Here is a 20,256-nt window from a genome sequence, read left to right as displayed (position 1 = left end):
CCAAACACTACTTCACCACAAACTTCTTTCCATTGCGGATATATATTCCACGTGGCAGTGATTGCATATCGCTCGCATCAACCTCTGTTCCATATACCGTGTATGTCTTCCCGCACTTCTGTCCGTCGTCGTTTTCAACCTTATCAATACCCAATATCTTGTCCACATCACGATCCCATTTATATATCAACTGATCATTTCGGGTGAAACTGATAAGTTTGTAATCTCTATACCGTAAGGAAAGAAAAAAACCATCGGCACCATCAAAAATCCCTTCGTATAGTCCATCGTAACCGGTGTAACCAATTCCATTTATCTGGAATATATCCGTACGTTCCGGAGCACCCTCAACTTGATATCTAATGTAAGCATAAGTGTTACCATCAAGCAATTTGACCTTATAGATTTTTTTTAATTTCTCATAATAATATTTATTTTCATACCAATCATAATATATAGGAATCTGTTTTCCTATATGCCAGTCGAAATCATAGCGCAGGGCTTCATGGTCTTTTCCCGGCCTAATATAGTATATCGAATCGCCTTGTTCGCGAATGAGAATTTTCGGCTGTTCAATCCAATTCCATGTTTCAATAGGGTCGTAATAGTCTTCCGAATTGGCCAACTTACGATAATCCACATTGATTATCTTATATTTCTTTCCGTTGAAATCCGTTCCCCCATCCACCCTGTATTTACGGAATTCGGAAAAGAATCCATCATTATATGTAACGTAGAATTTCTCTTCAATCCATGTTGTTCCTTGTGGATAATACTCCCCATGCTCCTGACCATTAGCATGAGACAATGGCAAAAATGCTGAAAATAAAAACAACAAATAAAATTTCAAATGTTTCATTACCCAATCTCCTATATATAAATTAGTAAACACACAACTTCTTTGAATCCGTATCTTGACCATCGGAACCACGAACTACATAAACCTCAGTTCCAAACACCATGTAAATGCTACCTGCAAAAGCACAATAGATAACTAAAAAGCCTACTTCACCACAAACTTCTTTCCGTTGCGGATATATATTCCACGTGGCAGTGATTGCATATCGCTCGCATCAACCTCTGTTCCATACGCCGTGTATGTCTTCCCGCACTTCTGTCCGTCGTCGTTTCCAACCTTATCAATTCCAAGAATTTTGTCCACATCACGATCCCATTTATATATTATCTTACCATTGCGGATGAAAATTCTTACTTTGTAATCTAGGTATTTTAAGGAAAATGAATAACCTCCGGGGACATCAAAAATACCTCTAAAATTATCAACAAAACCGACTCCTTTTATCTGGTATAATTTAAAGGAAACAGAATCTGTCAATGTATGATACCCTATGCAATCATACATCTGACCATCATATAACACAACCTGATGTATATCTTTTATTTCCTCATACTGATATTCTCTTGACCACCAATCATAATATGTGGGAATTTTTTTTCCTATACTCCAGTTGAAATCATAGCGCAATGCTTCATGATTCTTTCTCCATCTGGTATAGAATATAGAATCGCCTTGTTCGCGAAAGAGAATTTTCGGCTGTTCAACCCAATTCCATGTATCCATTGGGTTGAAATAGGTTCTCTCATCAAGAAGATTGGAATAGGTCACTTTGATTGTCTTATATATCTTTCCATTGAAAGTCGTAACGCCATCCACTTTATATTTCCGGTATTCGGCAAAGAGCCTACCATCGTCTGTAACATAGAATTTCTCTTCTTCCCATGTTGTTCCTTGTGGATAATACTCCTCATGCTCCTGAGCATTGGCATGAGACAATGGCAAAACTGCAGAAAACAAAAACAACAAATAAAATTTCAAATGTTTCATAACCAAATCTCCTATATATAAATTAGTAAACACACAACTTCTTTGAATCCGTATCTTGACCATCGGAACCACGAACTACATAAACCTCAGTTCCAAACACCATGTAAATGCTACCTGCAAAAGCACAATAGATAACTAAAAAGCCTACTTCACCACAAACTTCTTTCCGTTGCGGATATATATTCCACGTGGCAGTGATTGCATATCGCTCGCATCAACCTCTGTTCCATACGCCGTGTATGTCTTCCCGCACTTCTGTCCGTCGTCGTTTCCAACCTTATCAATTCCAAGAATTTTGTCCACATCACGATCCCATTTATATATTATCTTACCATTGCGGATGAAAATTCTTACTTTGTAATCTAGGTATTTTAAGGAAAATGAATAACCTCCGGGGACATCAAAAATACCTCTAAAATTATCAACAAAACCGACTCCTTTTATCTGGTATAATTTAAAGGAAACAGAATCTGTCAATGTATGATACCCTATGCAATCATACATCTGACCATCATATAACACAACCTGATGTATATCTTTTATTTCCTCATACTGATATTCTCTTGACCACCAATCATAATATGTGGGAATTTTTTTTCCTATACTCCAGTTGAAATCATAGCGCAATGCTTCATGATTCTTTCTCCATCTGGTATAGAATATAGAATCGCCTTGTTCGCGAAAGAGAATTTTCGGCTGTTCAACCCAATTCCATGTATCCATTGGGTTGAAATAGGTTCTCTCATCAAGAAGATTGGAATAGGTCACTTTGATTGTCTTATATATCTTTCCATTGAAAGTCGTAACGCCATCCACTTTATATTTCCGGTATTCGGCAAAGAGCCTACCATCGTCTGTAACATAGAATTTCTCTTCTTCCCATGTTGTTCCTTGTGGATAATACTCCTCATGCTCCTGAGCATTGGCATGAGACAATGGCAAAACTGCAGAAAACAAAAACAACAAATAAAATTTCAAATGTTTCATAACCAAATCTCCTATATATAAATTAGTAAACACACAACTTCTTTGAATCCGTATCTTGACCATCGGAACCACGAACTACATAAACCTCAGTTCCAAACACCATGTAAATGCTACCTGCAAAAGCACAATAGATAACTAAAAAATAACACGCGAGTCTTTTTACTTTCTGCAACAAACAGAGTTAAGATAATTCATTGAATTTCTCATAATCATTAGTGTTATTATGTTATTTTCACAAAAATAGTCTTTTTATTTTAAACGAACAAATATTTTGAAGAAAAAATAACAAACAAGTTGTTTTGGTAAAGCAAACATCTAACGGTCAGGCACATGACGTAACGACTATGCCTGTATAAAACCGACAAGGAACATACAAAAATGCTATGCGAAATGTTAAAATTAATGGGTTCAAGCAAAATATTTATGAAATAATTTGGTTTATATCATAAACTTATTTACTTTTGCAACGTGATCACAATCTGAATAGTAGAAAACCTTTTAAAAAACAAGAATTATGGAAGAACAAAACAACATGACTGCAGAACGCAGTTTGGAGATTATAACCCGCAGTATAGAACAGGCTCGACGTGATATTGAGCGCGGAAGTTGGAAATTCATGCTACTATGGGGCGTGGCAGTAACCATCATCGCACTAATAGTGGGACATCTGTGGGCACACTATCCTATGGGACCGGCGGCCAACGGACTGTGGGGAGCGTTGGGAATAATTGGGCTCGTGGACAATTTTATGAGGAAAAGAGAGAAGAAGAAACCTTCCACTTTCTTAGGAAAGAACATTACCTATGTGTGGACATGCCTTGGAGTAATGACTGGAGCCATGGGACTCACCACAGGTATTATCGCCGGGTTCAACCACATTCTACCACAAGCCGTGCAGGTTGTCTTCGCCGAAGGATTAACGAGAATCAGCCACTTCCCTATCACTTGCATCATTATTTTTTCAATGGGAATAGCAGGGATGATAACCGGCTGCATGCTCAAAAGCAAGATAATAATAATAAGTTGCTTACTTGCCGGAGGCGTTGGCAGCATTCTCTCGATAATTTATGCCGGTCCGTCTGAAATGATAGTATTCGCGGCGTCATCTGTAGTGGCACTTATTATCCCGGCACTGATAATAAGAATGAAAGAAAACGAAATTTAAAGCGTATGTTTGAGAAATTGGACCCGCTGTTACACAGCGAATTAAGATTAGCGGTAATGTCGATACTGATAAACGTGGGGGAAGCCGATTTCACGTATATTCGCGAACATACAGATGCTACCGCGGGCAACCTTAGCGTACAAATAGACAAACTGCAACAGGCAGGATACATCGATGTGACAAAGGGTTTTGAAGGGAAACGCCCCAAAACTTCCTGCAAAATCACAAAGAAAGGCCTGAAAGCGTTTGAGGAATATGTAGAGGCTTTGAAAGGATATATTATCGGTATCAAGTAACATTTGCAGTTTTTTGGGACAGAAAGACAGAAAGTTTAGGACAGAAAGACAGGTTCCGGGGACAGAAAAACAAAAAGGACATAAAGTTAAAAAACAAATCGGTCATTACAATCCTTATGAGATTTATGCAATGTTAATGCGTAACCGGAATGAAAAAGATATTGAATGGTAAATCAAAACAGGCGAAATTGCTCACCAATTTCGCCTGTTTTGGTTTGCAAATTCGCCCATTTTGGTCAGCAAATTCGCCTATTTTGGTTTTCATTGTAATACGGTAAAAAAAACAGTTAGAATGTAGTTGAATGGGAAATAAGCTCTACTACCCTCTTGACTACAATCTAAGCTTGCCAAATGCACTATACATTAAAGTGATGCAATGCAAAAAACGGATTATAAAACAATTTAAGTACAAAACTTGTATTTTTTCAAATAGTTTATTATCTTTGTAAGCAATATATTGTGATAAAATGTCAAATAATGAACATACAAGCGTTGCAAATCGCTTAAAAATTGTCCTTGTTGAACAAGGAAGAACAAACAGATGGCTTGCAGAGCAATTAGGTAAGACAGAACATACTGTTTCCCGTTGGTGTCAAAATAAAACACAGCCATCAATTTCTATATTGGTGCAAATCGCACAGATATTGGATGTGGATGTAAGAGTACTGATTAAATCAACAAAACAATAAGCCATGGTAACTAACTTTTTTACCAATGAGGGACAAAATACGCTTTTGAAGAAAATCGAAGGAGTATTCAAGTATAAGAAAGTGCATTTTTTTGATGTGCTTGTTGGCTATTTCCGTGCTTCCGGCTATTTTAAAATTAGAAAGTTCATAGAGCAAACACCCAAGATTAGGTTTCTCGTGGGTATCAATGTTGATAAACTTACGACACAAGCCAATCTGCAAGGGCTTCTTTTTAATCCAAACGAAGAAGAAATCCAGGAAGAATTCTTTCATGAATTGAAAAAGAACATACAAGAAGCACAATATGATAAGGATGTAGAAGAGGGTATGTATCAATTCATAGAAGACATTGTGTCTGGCAAAATAGAAATGCGTATTCACCCCAAGCAAAATATCCATGCTAAAATCTATATTTTCAGGGAAGAAGAATATCATCCGCACGGATATGGTTCTGTCATAACGGGATCAAGCAATCTTACTGACGCCGGACTTGAAAAGAATTTTGAGTTCAACGTAGAACTGCGCTATGATGACGACATTCAATTTGCTACCGAGACTTTCGAAAAGTTATGGAACGAAGCTGTGGAAATAGACTTGTCGCACATAGAATCCATAAGGAAAAAATCCTATCTGAACCCAAACTTTACACCTTATGAAGTGTATCTGAAGTTTTTGTTGGAATACTTTGGAAAGAGCATCGACTTTGATCCTAATTCTGTCTCTGATTTACCGAAAGGCTTTAAGAAGTTGTCCTATCAGGTCGATGCTGTAAACGATGGTTTTTCCAAGATGATGAAACATAATGGTTTTTTCCTCTCGGATGTCGTTGGATTGGGGAAAACCGTAGTAGCAGCCTTGATAGCCAAGAAGTTTTTCTTTGCCAATGATTTTCCTACATATCGCTCCAATACATTGGTTATAGTTCCACCTGCATTGAAAGAAAGTTGGGACGAAACCCTGTCTAAATTCAAGATAGATAATTATAGTATTATTACAAATGGAAGTCTACACAAGATAAAAGATGCTTCTCTTTACGACTTGATAATTGTTGATGAAGCACATAAGTTCCGTACTGACACTGCAACTATGTATAACGAACTCCAAAAGTTATGCAAGACTCCCACTCGACACCTGCGTACAGACGGAACCCCATACGATAAAAAAATAATTCTCGTCTCGGCAACACCATTGAACAACAGGCCCGAAGATATTGCTAACCTTGTATATCTGTTTCAAGATTCTAAGGACAGTACACTCGAAGAAGGAAACCTGCAACGTTTCTTCAGGGAGCAGATTGATGCTTATAAGAAAGTGAAAGCTGAGAAAAACAGTTCAGTCATTGCAAATAAAGTAAGGAGCATCTACGAGAAGATACGTATAAAAGTGGTAGAGCCATTGACAGTTCGCCGTACACGCACAGATCTGTTGGAAAACGAAGCCTACAAAAAAGATTTGGATGAACAAGGGATTGAATTCCCGACAGTGCATCAGCCACAGCCATTGTATTATGAATTGGAAAAAAATTTGAGTGCCCTTTACGACAAGACCATCAACGTGTTGAGCAATAAGAAAGAAGGTCTGACATATTTCCGATACCAAGCCATTAAATATCTTAACGAGGATAAAAAAAAGAAATATAAAAAAGCCGATCAAATCTCGATTCAGCTGACAGGAATTATGAAGACCTTGCTCGTTAAACGACTCGACAGTAGCTTTTACGCTTTCAAGCAGTCGTTGAAACGATACTATGAGGCAAACTGTGTGATGCTCAAAATGTTTGAGAAAGGAACTATCTACATAGCTCCTAATTTGAAGGTAAACGAACTATTGAGCAATGGGAAGGAAGACGAACTGATTAAATTAATTGAACAGTCGGCATATACAGACCCCACGATAGAAGTATGTACGCCAGACGATTTTGTCAAACCAATTTATCTAGATGGGTTGAAGCAAGATGATGCTTTATTGAAGAATTTGGTAGCCGAATGGGACAAGATAGACTATGATCCGAAGTTGGATGTATTTCTTGATAAACTGAAGAATCAATTATTCGATAAATCTATTAATTTTGAAGGGAAATTGGTAGTATTCTCTGAAAGCAAGGAAACTACGAAATATCTCTCAGAAAAGTTAAAACAACAAGGATACAACAAGGTCTTATCGGTCGGAAGCAACAACCGTACAGAAAACATGCCTTTGCTGAACGCCAATTTTGATGCAAACTATAAAGGAAATAAGAAAAACGATTATAATATTGTACTGACAACAGAAGTCTTGGCAGAAGGTGTCAATTTGCATCGAGCCAATATCGTTGTGAATTATGATACTCCTTGGAACTCCACACGCCTAATGCAGCGCATAGGTCGTGTGAACCGCATTGGAAGTGTTGCAAAAGATATCTATGTTTACAACTTTTTTCCTACGGAAAAGGTGAACAATGATATAGAACTTGTGAAAAAAGCCAAGATGAAACTTTTTGCTTTCCATGCTGCCTTGGGAGAGGATAGTCAGATATATTCTGATGAAGAAACCCCAGAAAGCTTTGGTTTGTTTGACAAGAGCCTTGAAGAAGAACGCGATGAGAAGTTAAGCTATTTAATGTGGTTGAGGAAACAAAAAGAAGAATATCCCGATTTATTGAAAGCAATAGCAAAAATGCCTTTGCGTGCCCGTGTAGGCAGACGAACCGCTAATACAGACAAATCAACATTGGCATTTATTCGTAACAACAAAAGAGATGCCTTCACACTTGTTCATAAAGATGGAAAAATGGAAGAACTTACTTTCCTTGAAGCAGTAAAAATATTTAAGGCAGATGTGAATGAGCAAGCGATTCCGCTGCATGAACTTCATCATTTCCAAATTGGTAAAGCACTTGAAAATTTTTCTGAGGGAGCAGAAGCAGAAAAAGGGAATACACTTAAAGTTAATCCCACACAGGGACCAAACGAGAAAAAGGCTATAGCCTATCTTGACAGTTTCTTGACCATACCAAATATTGCAGAAAAGGAAATTGAACTAATCCGACAAGCGAAGAGAGCGATTACAACAGGTAAGTTCCAACAGCTGCAACGAGAAGTGAACAAACTGAAAACAGCAACAAAGAATACGCCTGTAAAGTTGCCTGTCCTTCTAGAACAAATGATAAAAATTCTTTCATCGTACCCTTTATTAGCAGATCAGAATATTACCTCTGACGATGTTACAGTAAATAAACAACAGCAAAGAGAATTGTTTAATCCCGAAGTTATAATTTCTGAAAGTTTCTGTTCTTGATAGATTATGAGTGAAACTAATCGTATAGAATACAAGTTGGAGTTTACCCCCGATTTGGATATAGAGAAAGAAGTGATAGCCTTTCTGAATTACAAGGAAGGGGGCTACATATATATAGGTGTTGATAAAAACGGAAACACAGTAGGAGTCGATGACGTAGATACCTGTATGTTACGATTGAAAGATCGCATCAAAAACAACATCTCACCCTCGGTTATGGGACTTTTCGATATATCAGCAGAAGACCGAAACGGCTGCCCAGTCGTGAAGATTACCATTGCAAGTGGTATAGAAAAACCTTATTTTAAGTCCAAGTATGGTATGACTTCCAAAGGAACTTTCATTCGGATAGGTACTTCTGCAGAGCCCATGCAGCAACAACAGATTGATCGTCTGTTTGCTATGCGTACACGAAATTCCATTGGGAGGATTATCTCCAATAGGCAGGATTTATCTTTCGAGCAACTTCGTATTTATTACGACGAGCGTGGCAAACGGCTGAACGAGAATTTCAAGCATAGCTTGGAACTATTGACAGAGGACGGAAGACTTAACTATGTGGCTTATTTGCTGGCCGACGAAAACAACAACTCTATAAAACTTGCCAAATATTCAAGCCTTGACAGATGCGACTTAATAGAGAACAACGAATACGGATATTGTTCATTGATAAAGGCAACAAAAAGTGTATTGGCAAAATTAGATATAGAGAATAAAGTCTTTGCAACCATCACCTCCGCAGAACGAACCGAAAGCCCTTTATGGGATAAGATAGCTTTGCGCGAGGCTGTTGTCAACGCCATTGTACATAATGACTATTCGTTTGAGACACCACCCAAGTTTGAAATTTTCCCAGACCGCATTGAGATAACTTCTGCCGGAAGACTTCCAGAATCGCTAAGCCGTGAAGAGTTCTTTAACGGAATATCTATTCCGCGAAATAAAGAATTAATGCGCATCTATCGTGATTTGGAGTTAGTAGAGTCGTTGGGGTCAGGAGTTCCTCGCATACTCAGAGCATACGGTGAAGATCGCTTTACATTTACAGATAATTTTGTCCGTATTACTTTCCCCGTCTCCAAGAAAACTAAGCAACAGGTTACCACTATTGATGTTGACGAAAGTGTACAAGTTAGCGGACAAGTTAAATCACTGATAATCAGTATAAGTAAGCAGGTTCTATCTGTTGATGAAATCTTGCAAGTGTATAAGCAAGTGTATAAGCAAGTGTATAAGTCGCACTGGTATTTCAAAAAGAAATTCATTTTCCCGGCTATGCAGCAAGGCTGGATAGAGATGCAATATCCCGACAAGCCCAATCACCCCCAACAGAAATATAGGCTTACGGAAAGGGGGATGCTGTTGCTCAACACTTTTATTCAACAAAACGAACAAAAATAAAGAAGATATATGGATAAGACTGAACTAAGAAATAAATTGAAAGAGAATTTCAATCTTGAAACGTGGAAAAACATTCTTGGCAAAATGTTTCATAAGATTGACTATCTTTCTGTTCCGAACTCGATAGAAGACAAGTCTGTAAAAAGTGGCGGACAAATAGGAACGATACGTCTTGACAACAACCGTTCGTTGGCACTCTTTGCAATAGAAGTTGCCGACAATATCGACATTGCCCGCAACAGAAAAGGACTACGCAATATAGCCATAAGATATATTGACCAAGACATCATTCACGGCATATTGGTTTTCTATTATTCGAAGAAACAGATTGACTATCGCCTCACTTTCATCTCAAAGGAAACTACACTCAATGAGATGGGAGAGTTTCAAACAAAAGAAACGGCTCCTAAACGTTACACTTTCTTACTGGGCGGGAACGAGCCATGCACTACTGCAGCCATCCGCTTATATGAATTGGTGAAGAAAGAAAACATACTGTTATCGGATATTGCCGATACTTTCTCAGTAGAGCGACTCAACAAAGACTTCTTCAAAGGGTACAAAGACCGTTATAAGAAATTCTGTGATTTCCTTACAGGAAACGCAAAGAACAACCGCGACTATGTGAAAAAACTACTCGGTCGTCTTGTATTCCTACAATTCTTACAGAAAAAAGGCTGGATGGGCGTACCTGTAGGTAGCAAAGCATGGGAAGGTGGAGAAAAAGCATATATGCAAAAACTTGTCGAGCATTATAAGAACAACAACAGATTATTGAGCGATGTACTGGAACCTCTTTTCTTCAATACGCTAAACGAAGCCAGACCCAACGACATTGCCGACGCACGTCTTGGCGACAACATCAAGATACCTTACTTGAATGGCGGTCTTTTCGACAAGGATGCTTTGGATAATAGGGATATAGATTTTCCTTACTCTTATTTTCAGGACTTGATGGAATTCTTTTCAGAATACAATTTCACCATTGACGAAAACGATCCCGATGATGCAGAAGTAGGCATCGACCCAGAGATGTTGGGACATATCTTCGAAAACCTGTTGGAGGACAACAAAGACAAGGGAGCATTCTATACGCCAAAGGAAATAGTACAGTATATGTGCCGTGAAACCATTGTGCAGTATCTGAAATCTCATGTTGCTGAACAATTATACCCAGCTGTTGAAACACTGATTAAAAAGGGAGTAGTTAATGCCGAACTTCAAAACAAGACTAATGCAAATAAAATATACAACCTTCTTAAGACAGTAAAGGTATGCGACCCAGCCATCGGCTCAGGTGCTTTTCCTATGGGCGTACTCAATGTGCTTTATCATGCTCGTATGCAACTATACGGCTTTCTAAAGTCCACCGAAGACTTTTCTCATGCAAAGGTGAAACGAGACATTATACAGAATAATATCTTTGGAGTAGATATAGAACAAGGTGCTGTAGATATAGCGCGCCTTCGCTTCTGGCTGGCTTTGGTGGTCGACGAAACAGAACCACAACCATTGCCCAACCTTGACTATAAGATTATGTGTGGAAATTCACAACTATGTCGCTATCCTCTTGATATGCCCATAGAAGGTGTCTTTGTAGAATATAATCGTAAAGGGAAAGAAAAAGCATCTAAGGAGGGGCAGCAATGGGAAAACTTTACACTTGATACTTACAAAAGTTTGGTAGCATCATATACAGAAGAGCATCTGAACAAAACAACTCTGCGTTCTAAAATAGCGGAAATAAAAGATTGCTTTAAGACAACACTTGCTCGTGGTGACATAAAGAAGCGACAGGCAGCAGAACGGTTAGTCTCTGAATATGAAGAAACTCCTATGTTTGGAGAATGCAAAGCAATACTTGATCCAGATGGTTACAAGAAAGCCAAAAGCAGTCTTGCCAGAATGAAAAAGATGGAAGAGGAGGTGTTGAATAATAAATACTATCAAAACTCTTTTGAATGGAGATTTGAATATCCACAGTTGCTTGATGACCAAGGCTACTTTACTGGATTTGATATAATTATTGCAAATCCTCCCTATATCAAAGAAGGAAGAATGTCTAAAACTTTCTTTGAACCTTACAAGAAATCCCCTTATTACAAAGGCAAAATGGATATATGGTATCTTTTTGCATGTAATTGTATAGACTTGTTGAAAGATAACGGCTCGTTATGTTTTATTGCCACCAACAACTGGACTACAAGTTTTGGGGCAAGCATCTTGCGTAATAAAGTAATAAAAGAAACGCGCATTTGTAAACTTATTGATTTCGGAGCTGTAATGATGTTTGAAAGTGCTAGCATTCAAACAATGATTATGCTGTTTAATAAAGATAAGGTTACAGATGATTATTCCTTCGATTATAGAAAACTTACGACAAACAATGCAACAGAAAAAGACGCTATTGAATTATTAGACGGAACTTCTTCTAACTCAGTATCCTTTCAGCCAGTTGTTAGAAGGGGAAATTATATAAATAGTTCTCTAACTTTTTCCATGAATAATGATATTTTTACTTTACTTAGCAGTATAAATGATAAAATTTATTTGCAAAGAAAAGAGATAGCCCAAGGTATAGTATTTCCACAAGACGCATTAAATGCAAAAAGCCAAAGATTATTAGGTAACCAATATCGTGTTGGGCAAGGTGTCTTTGTATTATCTGACACAGAAATAGAAGAACTTGATTTAAGTGATATTGAATGTGACCTAATTAAACCTTATTATACAACAGAACAAATTGAACGGTATCGAGTGAATCCTCATAATATTTTATGGACTATATATACAAATTCTTCATATAAAAGTATCCATAGTTTAGATAATATGCCCCATATCAAAAATCATTTAGATCAATTTCAAGAAATTATCACTTCAGACAATAAACCTTATGGCCTGCATAGAGCTCGTGAGGAACACTTCTTTGTAAATGAAAAAATTATTGCATTAAGAAAATCTGTAGATAGACCGAAATTTGCTTTCTGTAATTTTCCATGTTATGTTTCACAAACATTCAATATTATCCAGACAGATAGAGTAGATATGAAATACCTAACAGGTCTTCTAAACTCTAAGCTGATAGAATTTTGGCTAAAAAACAAAGGCAAGATGCAAGGTTCAAACTTCCAATTGGATAAGGAACCGTTGTTGCAAATCCCTATAGCTGTGCCATCAATAGAAATGCAAAGTTTAATTGCTAAGTTGGTGGATTGCATTATCCTTATCAATAATGTTCATGATGTACGTATCAACAAGTTTGTCTCAAATGAGTATTTAGCCAAGATGTTTGAACAACTCATTGATGGATGCGTTTATGACATCTATTTGGCTAAAGAACTACAACGCATAGGTATTTATGTGTTCGATGCGATAAGAAATATTGTTGAGAATTGCAATTTAGATAAAGATAATTTGGTATCTGTATCTGAGTTGTATGAATCTATTAAAAAAACAGGTATTTTACAGAAATTAGACAACTTAGAATATTTAAATCCCGATATTTTCAAACCTATAATAATGAACTAATATGGCAAGTATTCAAGAAATAGAGATAGAAGGTTTCAAGGCTTTTCCTAATAAATTTAATCTTGCATTAGATAAGCATCTACTGCTGTATGGTGAAAATGGAAGTGGCAAATCTTCTATTTATTATGCACTCCACTCTTTGTTGCAAAGTGTCTATAAATCAGACCAAGGAGCAAAGTATTTTAACCATGAAGATAGCGAAGAAAATCTCATCAATATATTTAAGCTGGGTGAAATTGGGAATAATGGGTTTATGCCTCATGTGAAAATAACACTTGATAATGGTCATCAGTGGAAACTTAACCGCAATGGCCTTTCATGTATTCCTAACACTGATGATGATTCAGAACTGCGATTACTAAATAAAACAAGTGCATTCATTAATTATTCTTATATATCTCGGTTTCGTTCTGCAAGAAATTCCGAAACAATGGATTTGTGGAATGTTTTTATTAAGGACATTCTACCTTTCTATGTTCCTTCTGGTAAAGATAAAACACTTGCCGATACCTATTATGAACTTGTGTCAAATCGATACCCATATAGAGTACAAAAAGATATATCCAAGTTTAATGAAAATTTATCAGATTTCTCATAGTTTTTCTCATAAAACTTCTTAAGTGTCGTATTATCTGTTTTTTTAGGAGAACTTGTCCCATTATTATCGACAGTAAATTCTATCTTACCTTTTGAAACATAAGAAGGTTTCCCCTCTATTTGTATTAAGTACACATCTTCACATAAAGTTATGTTGAACTTATATGATATTTTTTCTACTGTACTTAACTCTATTCTGACTTTTTGACCTTTTGAAAGGAGCGGGCGAAGTGATATTTGTGTCAAGGAAAGTAAAGTTTTATAACATTGCTTAATCTCGTATTCGTATTTTCCAATATCATAGCTATCGTGGCTGGCAGGATTCAATATAAATTTACGATGATTATCAAGTTCATCGAATAAAGTTGTATCAGATATTCCACTTTCCTCTGCAAATTTCTTACTATTATTTATCAATCCATTTAAATCTAAAAGACAGTATTCCTTTGTGTATTGCCACTTTAAAGGAAGGAAACGTTTACAGAAAGCTTCTGCTTCTTTCCTCAAGAAATTGCCCGCAATTTCGTATTTATGTTGCTTAATATAATGGTCAGCTTCTTCTAGATACGTTCTGCTTATTCTTATGTATGGTTCTTTGGAATCTTGCATATAAAGTTCCCTATATGACCATTTGGAAGATGATTTTTTACTTTTATGCTTCAAGTATTCAAAAAACAATTTATCATGTGTAAAAAGATATATTTTATATTTATCAGCCATATCATCCAATAAATATCGAATCACTTTCATGCGGTTACTCATATCAAGGCTGATAAGCATATCATCAAGAGCAAGAAATTGTCCATCTTGTGGATTGCCGCCTTGTAGGCAGGCAAAACGAATAGCTAAAGCTATTGCTGTCAAACGTGCTTCATTGAAGAAGGATTGAGGTTTCTGAATAATGATATTATTAACTTCTATATGAAGACCTATTTTTGGATAACGCCAATCATAAGCACTCTTTTGGGTTCGCCTTTTAAAAGACAGTCGAAATTCTTCATTATGCGGATTATTTGGTTTATCATCATCCTCTGCATATTTGACTTGTATTACTATATCCGCTTCATCATTTTCCTTGAAATATTGATTATATATATCAGATGCTTTACTGTTCACCCTATCAATGAAATCTGATAAAACAAATGATAAAAATTTTTTAGTTTCTATTAGACTAGATGACGGAAGACCTATAGGAAACTTACTTTAATAAGAAGCGAGATATGAAGATAGAAGACTTCTCACAATTTCTCCAGATAACAGATAGGATTATCCTTTCTGCCAAGTTTGGAGATGGGAAGACTTAGCGGCTGAATGATGGAGGAAGATAAATAATTATTGCTGTCCGGTAAAACTTAAATTGCATAGAAATCCTTGCGGAATTGCCTTCAAATAGTCCTTCCTTAAAAAGCCCACTTCACCGAAAAGTTATCCCGTTTAGACATTTCGTTGAAGTGGGCTTTTTAAGGAAGGACTAATTATCGATTAACTTTTTTATTAGAAATCGGTCATTCGGATTTCTCACTGCCATACAAAACCGAGAAATCCAAATGACCGATTAAGGATTACGATGTTCTGATGTTAAATGATTTACTTCAGAACTACTTTCTTACCATTTACGATATATACCTGACCACGTTTCAGATTCCGTGTGTCGCCGTTAATATTAACGAGACGACCATTGAGGTCGTAGATTTTGGATTTGGTGATTTCATCAGTATCAACAGAGTCTATGCCATCAGCCAGTTGCTCCAATTCAAAGTTATATTCCATATCCTCAAAGAATGGTTGCATCACAACAAAATCAGATAAGTAGCCCTTTAACCTTGCACCGAGTGTGAAAGGAAGAGAGGTATCCTCCATCAGCAGTTCATACTTACCATCGGCATCGGTATGTACTATCATCTGATCTTCTTTACCTCTTGAATAGAACACTTCGGCACCGGCCAAAGGCTGCATTGTATTCATGTCACGCACAACGCCGTATATCCTCTTGGCAATGGTTTCAAGAGCGAAGTTCTTCTCGACATTTGCAACGAGTGCTGTTATCTCGGCCTCAGCCTTAACGAACTTGTCTGCCTCTACAGTGATTTTATAATCGGCATCGAGGAGCCTTACATTGAAACTATACATACCATCTTCGGCTGTCGTTGCCGTTGCCACCACCTTCTCTGCGGCATCTGTCAGAGTGACCGTAGCACCCGATACGATGCTTTCGTCGCGAGCAGAAGTAATTTTACCACTGACGGTGGCAGCCTTGCGCAGAGCAGCGTCCTTGACCATTCCTTCCAGAATCTTACCAACAGAGACTGTTCTCATCTCGTACTCGTCGGTAGCCTCAACCTCCATTACATAGTCTTCTATTTGAAGTTGGTTTACTCTGATGTCATATTTTCCATCATTACCTGTGGTCGCACTATACAGAACGTCACCGCTCTTCAACTTGACCGAAGCACCGGCCAGCGGTTCTGATGTCACGGCATCGGTCACCGTTCCCGTAACATTTGTACCAACTTTAATGGTGAAATAAGCCACCGGTGTAGATACCGACGTAGTTGTGCCCAAGCCTTCCGGAACTACATTGTCGTTCCTGTTGACGTAAGCGGTTTTGTATTTACTGTCGTACGCGAAATTACATCCGCCTACCCATGAAGAAGACGACTTCTCAATAATCACTCTTACACTGTGCAAGCCATCGAATACTATCGGATTTTCTGACAGGTCAATCTCTATCTCCGTCATTGCAGGCTCTGTGGCACTAATTCCGTCTGGCGTGAAATTGTCGTATGTCTTATCCACAACGGCGTGAGTGAGAGATTCTTTTGCAGCAGTCTTTTCTTCCGCAGTTATCGCCTTGATATTTGCAGGGTCACCATCTGTCGTTCCTACCCATGCGTTCAGAGTGAAATCTATATTCTTCTTAGGAGACGAAGCCCACATCTTATACATTATCTTAGTAATAGTACCTCCTACGGGAACACCGAATGCCGTCAGCATTTCAGGTGTGTAATAGACATCGCTAACCGAATTATTATAGTAAAGGTTTATCGGAGCATCGGTGGTCTTCGCCGTACTATCGCAAACCTGTATAATACCTCCAACGCTTTCTGCGCTGATTACGATGTTCTGTATCTCGGTAGCAGTGGTATTCTCTCCCTGTACGAACTCGATGTATGCAGGGAATGTACCCTCGGCATGCGGTGTGAATGAGAATTTAAAATCTGCGCTTGCGCCTTTCTTCATCTCCACGGCCTCTGCTTCGGCCACAGCCTCGTTATTTACATAGAGTTTTGCGGTGTAACTTCCGGCAGCAAAGTCATTCATTGTATAGTTAGTGGCCTTTGCCTTAGCGTTGTATTTGAAATTCACCATACCATTCCGGTCAATCTCCGAACTCTCGATGAACAGTCCTTTGGCCTCCTGCAATTCGATATTCTTATTCTCTATAGAACCTGCGCTAACGTTGATGTTCTCCTTTTTTGGAGCATATCCTTCGGCATGAACCCTGAGTTCGTAATCCAGTACGGGTTGTAAGATGCTGATAGAATACTTACCCTCGTCGTTGGTTGTGGTTTCATATATCACATCACCTGAAGTTGCCGTAACTTGAGCACCATTTATTTTTTGTCCGTCGGCCTTGTCGGAAACGACACCACTTATTACGGGTGCTTCTGCCAAAACTCCAAAATAGACAACAGGCAGCGTCTTCGGTGTTGTGGTGTATGCGCCTGATGACGATACCGTCCACGCTTTACTATCCAAATCCCCGTTATCTACACCACGACGTATTGACTTGGTAGTCTCGCAAACGCTGTAACCTATACCGAACGACATATTGTAACTCTCGGCTTCTGTTCGCACACCCACAACGATGTTGCCACCTTGATAAATGTATGGTTCGGCAAAAGTGAACACCATAAGGTCGTCATTATCTTCAGAAGTCTGTGTCTGGTTAGGTTTTATTTTACCGTCAAACACTTTTTTGAGAGTGGACTTGTCAACCGGTTCCAATGTTGCGAACTCATTGAGTGTAGTCTCGCCAATCCATACCTGTGTATCATATTCTGAATCGCCCACCTTGGTATTATGACCACGATATGTTATGCTCGTAATCTTGCTACCCGATGTAAGTCCTTTCAGGTCGGCAGGAAGATATATCGACTGCGATTCGCTCTTCTTGTAGTATGTTCCGAAAGGTGCAAGATAACTCTTGCCTGTTGCCGGTCCGCCTGCTTCAAGCACAGAAGAGAATGTTTCCTCGGCTATTGTTACGCTTTTCGTTTCAGACTTCGCCTCGTTGCCATCGGCAAATACGAATTTCACCACTGCATCGAATGTTCCGACCACATGCGGAGTAACGTCGATATTGAAATTAACGTTTCCGCCTGCCGGAATCGTTATTCCCGGCATTTCCTTAACAACCTTGTCGCCAAAGAGCACCTTTGCAACATAGCCACTCCCGCTTTCCGACTTGCCGAGCAGGTTAAACGCATTGACAGTTATTGTCATTTTGCCATTTACCATTCCGCTTTCAGGTATCGTGGCATTGATTTTCACATCGTGAGCAACATCAACCCTCTTGTATCCAAGAATATTGTCTATGAATACCGGCTTATTGTTTCCGCCCTCGAAAGCGACATACCATTCTCCTGCCGGGATATTGTTGATGGTGTAGCGTAGGAACTTCTTTCCGTACTTCGGTGCATTCTCGTCAGAGAACATGTCTTCAGGTGCGGTGCCCTCGGCAGTGCTCAGGGTGCGCACAAGATTCCATGTGCTGCGGTCGGCAGAGTAATAAACCTTAAGTTCGGCCTGTTGTACATAGTAACGTGCGGCCTCAAAACTCAGAGTTTCTCCGTCAGCAACCTTAAGCAACGGCGTGATCAGTTTGAAAGGACCTTGTGCCTTTTCGCTCACATCCGTCTTCAAGAACGCATTTTTCTCATTGCCCGGATAGCCGGCTTCGTTTGTATTGTTCGTAATCCAGCCGTATGAGTAGAATCCGTCGGCAATCTTTTCGGCAATCATACCGACAGCGGAATCATCGGTTTCGAAGTTCACGAAATACTTATCTGCCGCTGCAATGACGGCACTCATCTTCAGCGTGAAGTCTCCAGCATTGCTTTTGATTACGAGATTGCCCTCTTTCACTCCGGCACTTTCGGTTGTTGCGATGTTGAACGCAATGCGGTTGTGCGGAGCAATGTTTTGTGCTGTCAGCGTTGTTGTGAACCCTTCAGGAACGGTCACGCCCGTAATTTCCAACGGTGCACCACCGCTGTTGACGATTTCCATATCTTGAGACAATGCCGACAGCGAAGTTCCCAAATAAAACTCCTCACCGTCAACATAGGTCTTTGTTGAGTTGCCTATCTTTGTCTGCAAACTAAGAATCGGCACGTATGGCACAACCTTCACTGACTTTGTTGATTTATATGTCCCCGAAATATTTTCGTAGATACGGAAACTTATGCCGTTAGTCATCGCAGTCTCATAGTCTGACGTGTTCAGTGTTGCTGTCAGTGTGAGTTCTCCGGAAGTTGCTTTCCGTGCCAAGTCCTCTGTAATGGGCACAGTGACAAGGTGAACATGATCGGCCTTGTCTGCACTTCCTCCGGCATTATATTTATACAGCGACACGCTAAAGTTTTCTGTACCTGCCGCGATGTCGAAGTCTCCATTATTGGTTACAGTAGTGGTGAATGTGACATCGAACTTTCCTTCTGCGTCAGCATCTACCGTAGTGTCGGTGTTAGGCGATATGTTGTTTATCTTCAGGCTCGACATTTTCTTGAAATTCGCTGTCGTGGCTTTGAAATTATCAACATAGCAATGCACCATTCTGATACCTATGTAGGTATATTTTGTCAGTTCGGGAAGGGTGTATGTTACGAAATTCTCAGTGTTCGGCAGAACAATTGCCGTGGCATTTAGCAGCACACCGACTTCCCATTTGTCGCCATTTTTCTGCATTGTGCAGAACTCAATAAAACCATTTGCATTCGCTTTTTTCATGCTGATGGTTACCGTACCTTTTACGAGAGGTGTTACAAGATAGTCCCAGATGTTAACATAGTCCTCGTTCCATGAGTCATAAACAGAACCGGCACCGGCCTGCAGACATCCGCTATCATCCACTCCGCCTGTGGCATTGTAGGTGTAAGGCACGTATGTCGGTACATTTCCGGCACCTATTTCCTGCATTCCTACCAAATGCCCCCATCCCGAACTAACGATAAAATCACGGTTTTCGACACCATGTGGACTCGTGTTCGTTGTTATGGGGGAATTGAAATCCACCATGTAGTCGTTTACAATGTCATCTTGGGCAACGACAGGAATATTTGCCAACAGTCCAAGAATCAATAACAAAAAGATTTTTAGATTCTTCATAAGCAAAAGATTTAGGATTAATATAAAAATAAAAAAGGATTTGTCTAAAAAGGATGTGAGGTGTGACAGTCAGACATGATT

At 38.9% G+C, this 20,256-nt stretch carries 13 protein-coding genes; 8 read left to right on the top strand and 5 right to left on the bottom strand.

The features are described 5' to 3' along the window. Window positions 1-7: 7 nt before the first annotated feature. The 3 genes from EHV08_RS07725 to EHV08_RS07715 form a co-directional block, all read right to left on the bottom strand. Window positions 8-859, bottom strand: a complete 852-nt coding sequence (locus EHV08_RS07725) for a hypothetical protein (protein WP_126678765.1) — start codon at window positions 857-859, stop codon at window positions 8-10. A 144-nt stretch (window positions 860-1,003) separates the two neighbouring features. Beyond that, window positions 1,004-1,846 (bottom strand): hypothetical protein, encoded by an 843-nt coding sequence (locus EHV08_RS07720; RefSeq protein WP_126678764.1) that lies wholly within the window; start codon window positions 1,844-1,846, stop codon window positions 1,004-1,006. 144 nt (window positions 1,847-1,990) lie between these two features. Further along, window positions 1,991-2,833, bottom strand: coding sequence for a hypothetical protein (locus EHV08_RS07715; RefSeq protein ID WP_126678764.1), 843 nt, complete (start codon window positions 2,831-2,833; stop codon window positions 1,991-1,993). Between the two features lie 514 nt (window positions 2,834-3,347). On the opposite strand from EHV08_RS07715, the gene EHV08_RS07710 reads away from it, so the two are divergent. The 8 genes from EHV08_RS07710 (at window position 3,348) to EHV08_RS07680 (ending at window position 13,786) form a co-directional block, all read left to right on the top strand. After that, window positions 3,348-3,998 carry a hypothetical protein gene (locus EHV08_RS07710; RefSeq protein ID WP_126678763.1) on the top strand — a complete coding sequence of 217 codons (651 nt, stop codon included), beginning with the start codon at window positions 3,348-3,350 and terminating at the stop codon, window positions 3,996-3,998. A gap of 5 nt (window positions 3,999-4,003) precedes the next feature. Next, window positions 4,004-4,294 carry a winged helix-turn-helix domain-containing protein gene (locus tag EHV08_RS07705; protein WP_126678762.1) on the top strand — a complete coding sequence of 97 codons (291 nt, stop codon included), beginning with the start codon at window positions 4,004-4,006 and terminating at the stop codon, window positions 4,292-4,294. A 13-nt stretch (window positions 4,295-4,307) separates the two neighbouring features. Further along, a complete protein-coding gene (locus tag EHV08_RS11470; protein ID WP_158676068.1) occupies window positions 4,308-4,466 on the top strand; it encodes a hypothetical protein in 159 nt (52 codons plus the stop codon). A gap of 295 nt (window positions 4,467-4,761) precedes the next feature. Continuing rightward, window positions 4,762-4,983, top strand: a complete 222-nt coding sequence (locus EHV08_RS07700) for a helix-turn-helix transcriptional regulator (RefSeq protein ID WP_126678761.1) — start codon at window positions 4,762-4,764, stop codon at window positions 4,981-4,983. A 3-nt stretch (window positions 4,984-4,986) separates the two neighbouring features. Beyond that, window positions 4,987-8,259 (top strand): helicase-related protein, encoded by a 3,273-nt coding sequence (locus EHV08_RS07695; RefSeq protein ID WP_126678760.1) that lies wholly within the window; start codon window positions 4,987-4,989, stop codon window positions 8,257-8,259. A 6-nt stretch (window positions 8,260-8,265) separates the two neighbouring features. Next, window positions 8,266-9,660 (top strand): RNA-binding domain-containing protein, encoded by a 1,395-nt coding sequence (locus tag EHV08_RS07690; protein ID WP_126678759.1) that lies wholly within the window; start codon window positions 8,266-8,268, stop codon window positions 9,658-9,660. 9 nt (window positions 9,661-9,669) lie between these two features. Continuing rightward, the gene (locus EHV08_RS07685; protein WP_126678758.1) at window positions 9,670-13,188 is read left to right on the top strand and encodes an Eco57I restriction-modification methylase domain-containing protein; all 3,519 of its coding nucleotides are present in this window, start codon (window positions 9,670-9,672) and stop codon (window positions 13,186-13,188) included. A 1-nt stretch (window position 13,189) separates the two neighbouring features. After that, window positions 13,190-13,786 carry an AAA family ATPase gene (locus EHV08_RS07680; RefSeq protein ID WP_238988041.1) on the top strand — a complete coding sequence of 199 codons (597 nt, stop codon included), beginning with the start codon at window positions 13,190-13,192 and terminating at the stop codon, window positions 13,784-13,786. Here the strand turns inward: EHV08_RS07680 and EHV08_RS07675 are convergent. Both EHV08_RS07675 and EHV08_RS07670 read right to left on the bottom strand, forming a co-directional pair. After that, window positions 13,702-14,901 (bottom strand): hypothetical protein, encoded by a 1,200-nt coding sequence (locus EHV08_RS07675; RefSeq protein ID WP_238988040.1) that lies wholly within the window; start codon window positions 14,899-14,901, stop codon window positions 13,702-13,704. The genes EHV08_RS07680 and EHV08_RS07675 overlap by 85 nt on opposite strands. A gap of 471 nt (window positions 14,902-15,372) precedes the next feature. Further along, a complete protein-coding gene (locus EHV08_RS07670) occupies window positions 15,373-20,175 on the bottom strand; it encodes a carboxypeptidase regulatory-like domain-containing protein (RefSeq protein WP_126678757.1) in 4,803 nt (1,600 codons plus the stop codon). Window positions 20,176-20,256: the final 81 nt, after the last annotated feature.

Source organism: Prevotella koreensis (assembly GCF_003977605.1).
GTDB lineage: Bacteria > Bacteroidota > Bacteroidia > Bacteroidales > Bacteroidaceae > Prevotella > Prevotella koreensis.
The sequence above is the reverse complement of the archived record's forward strand: the minus strand, read 5'-3'. Positions and strand labels throughout refer to the sequence as shown.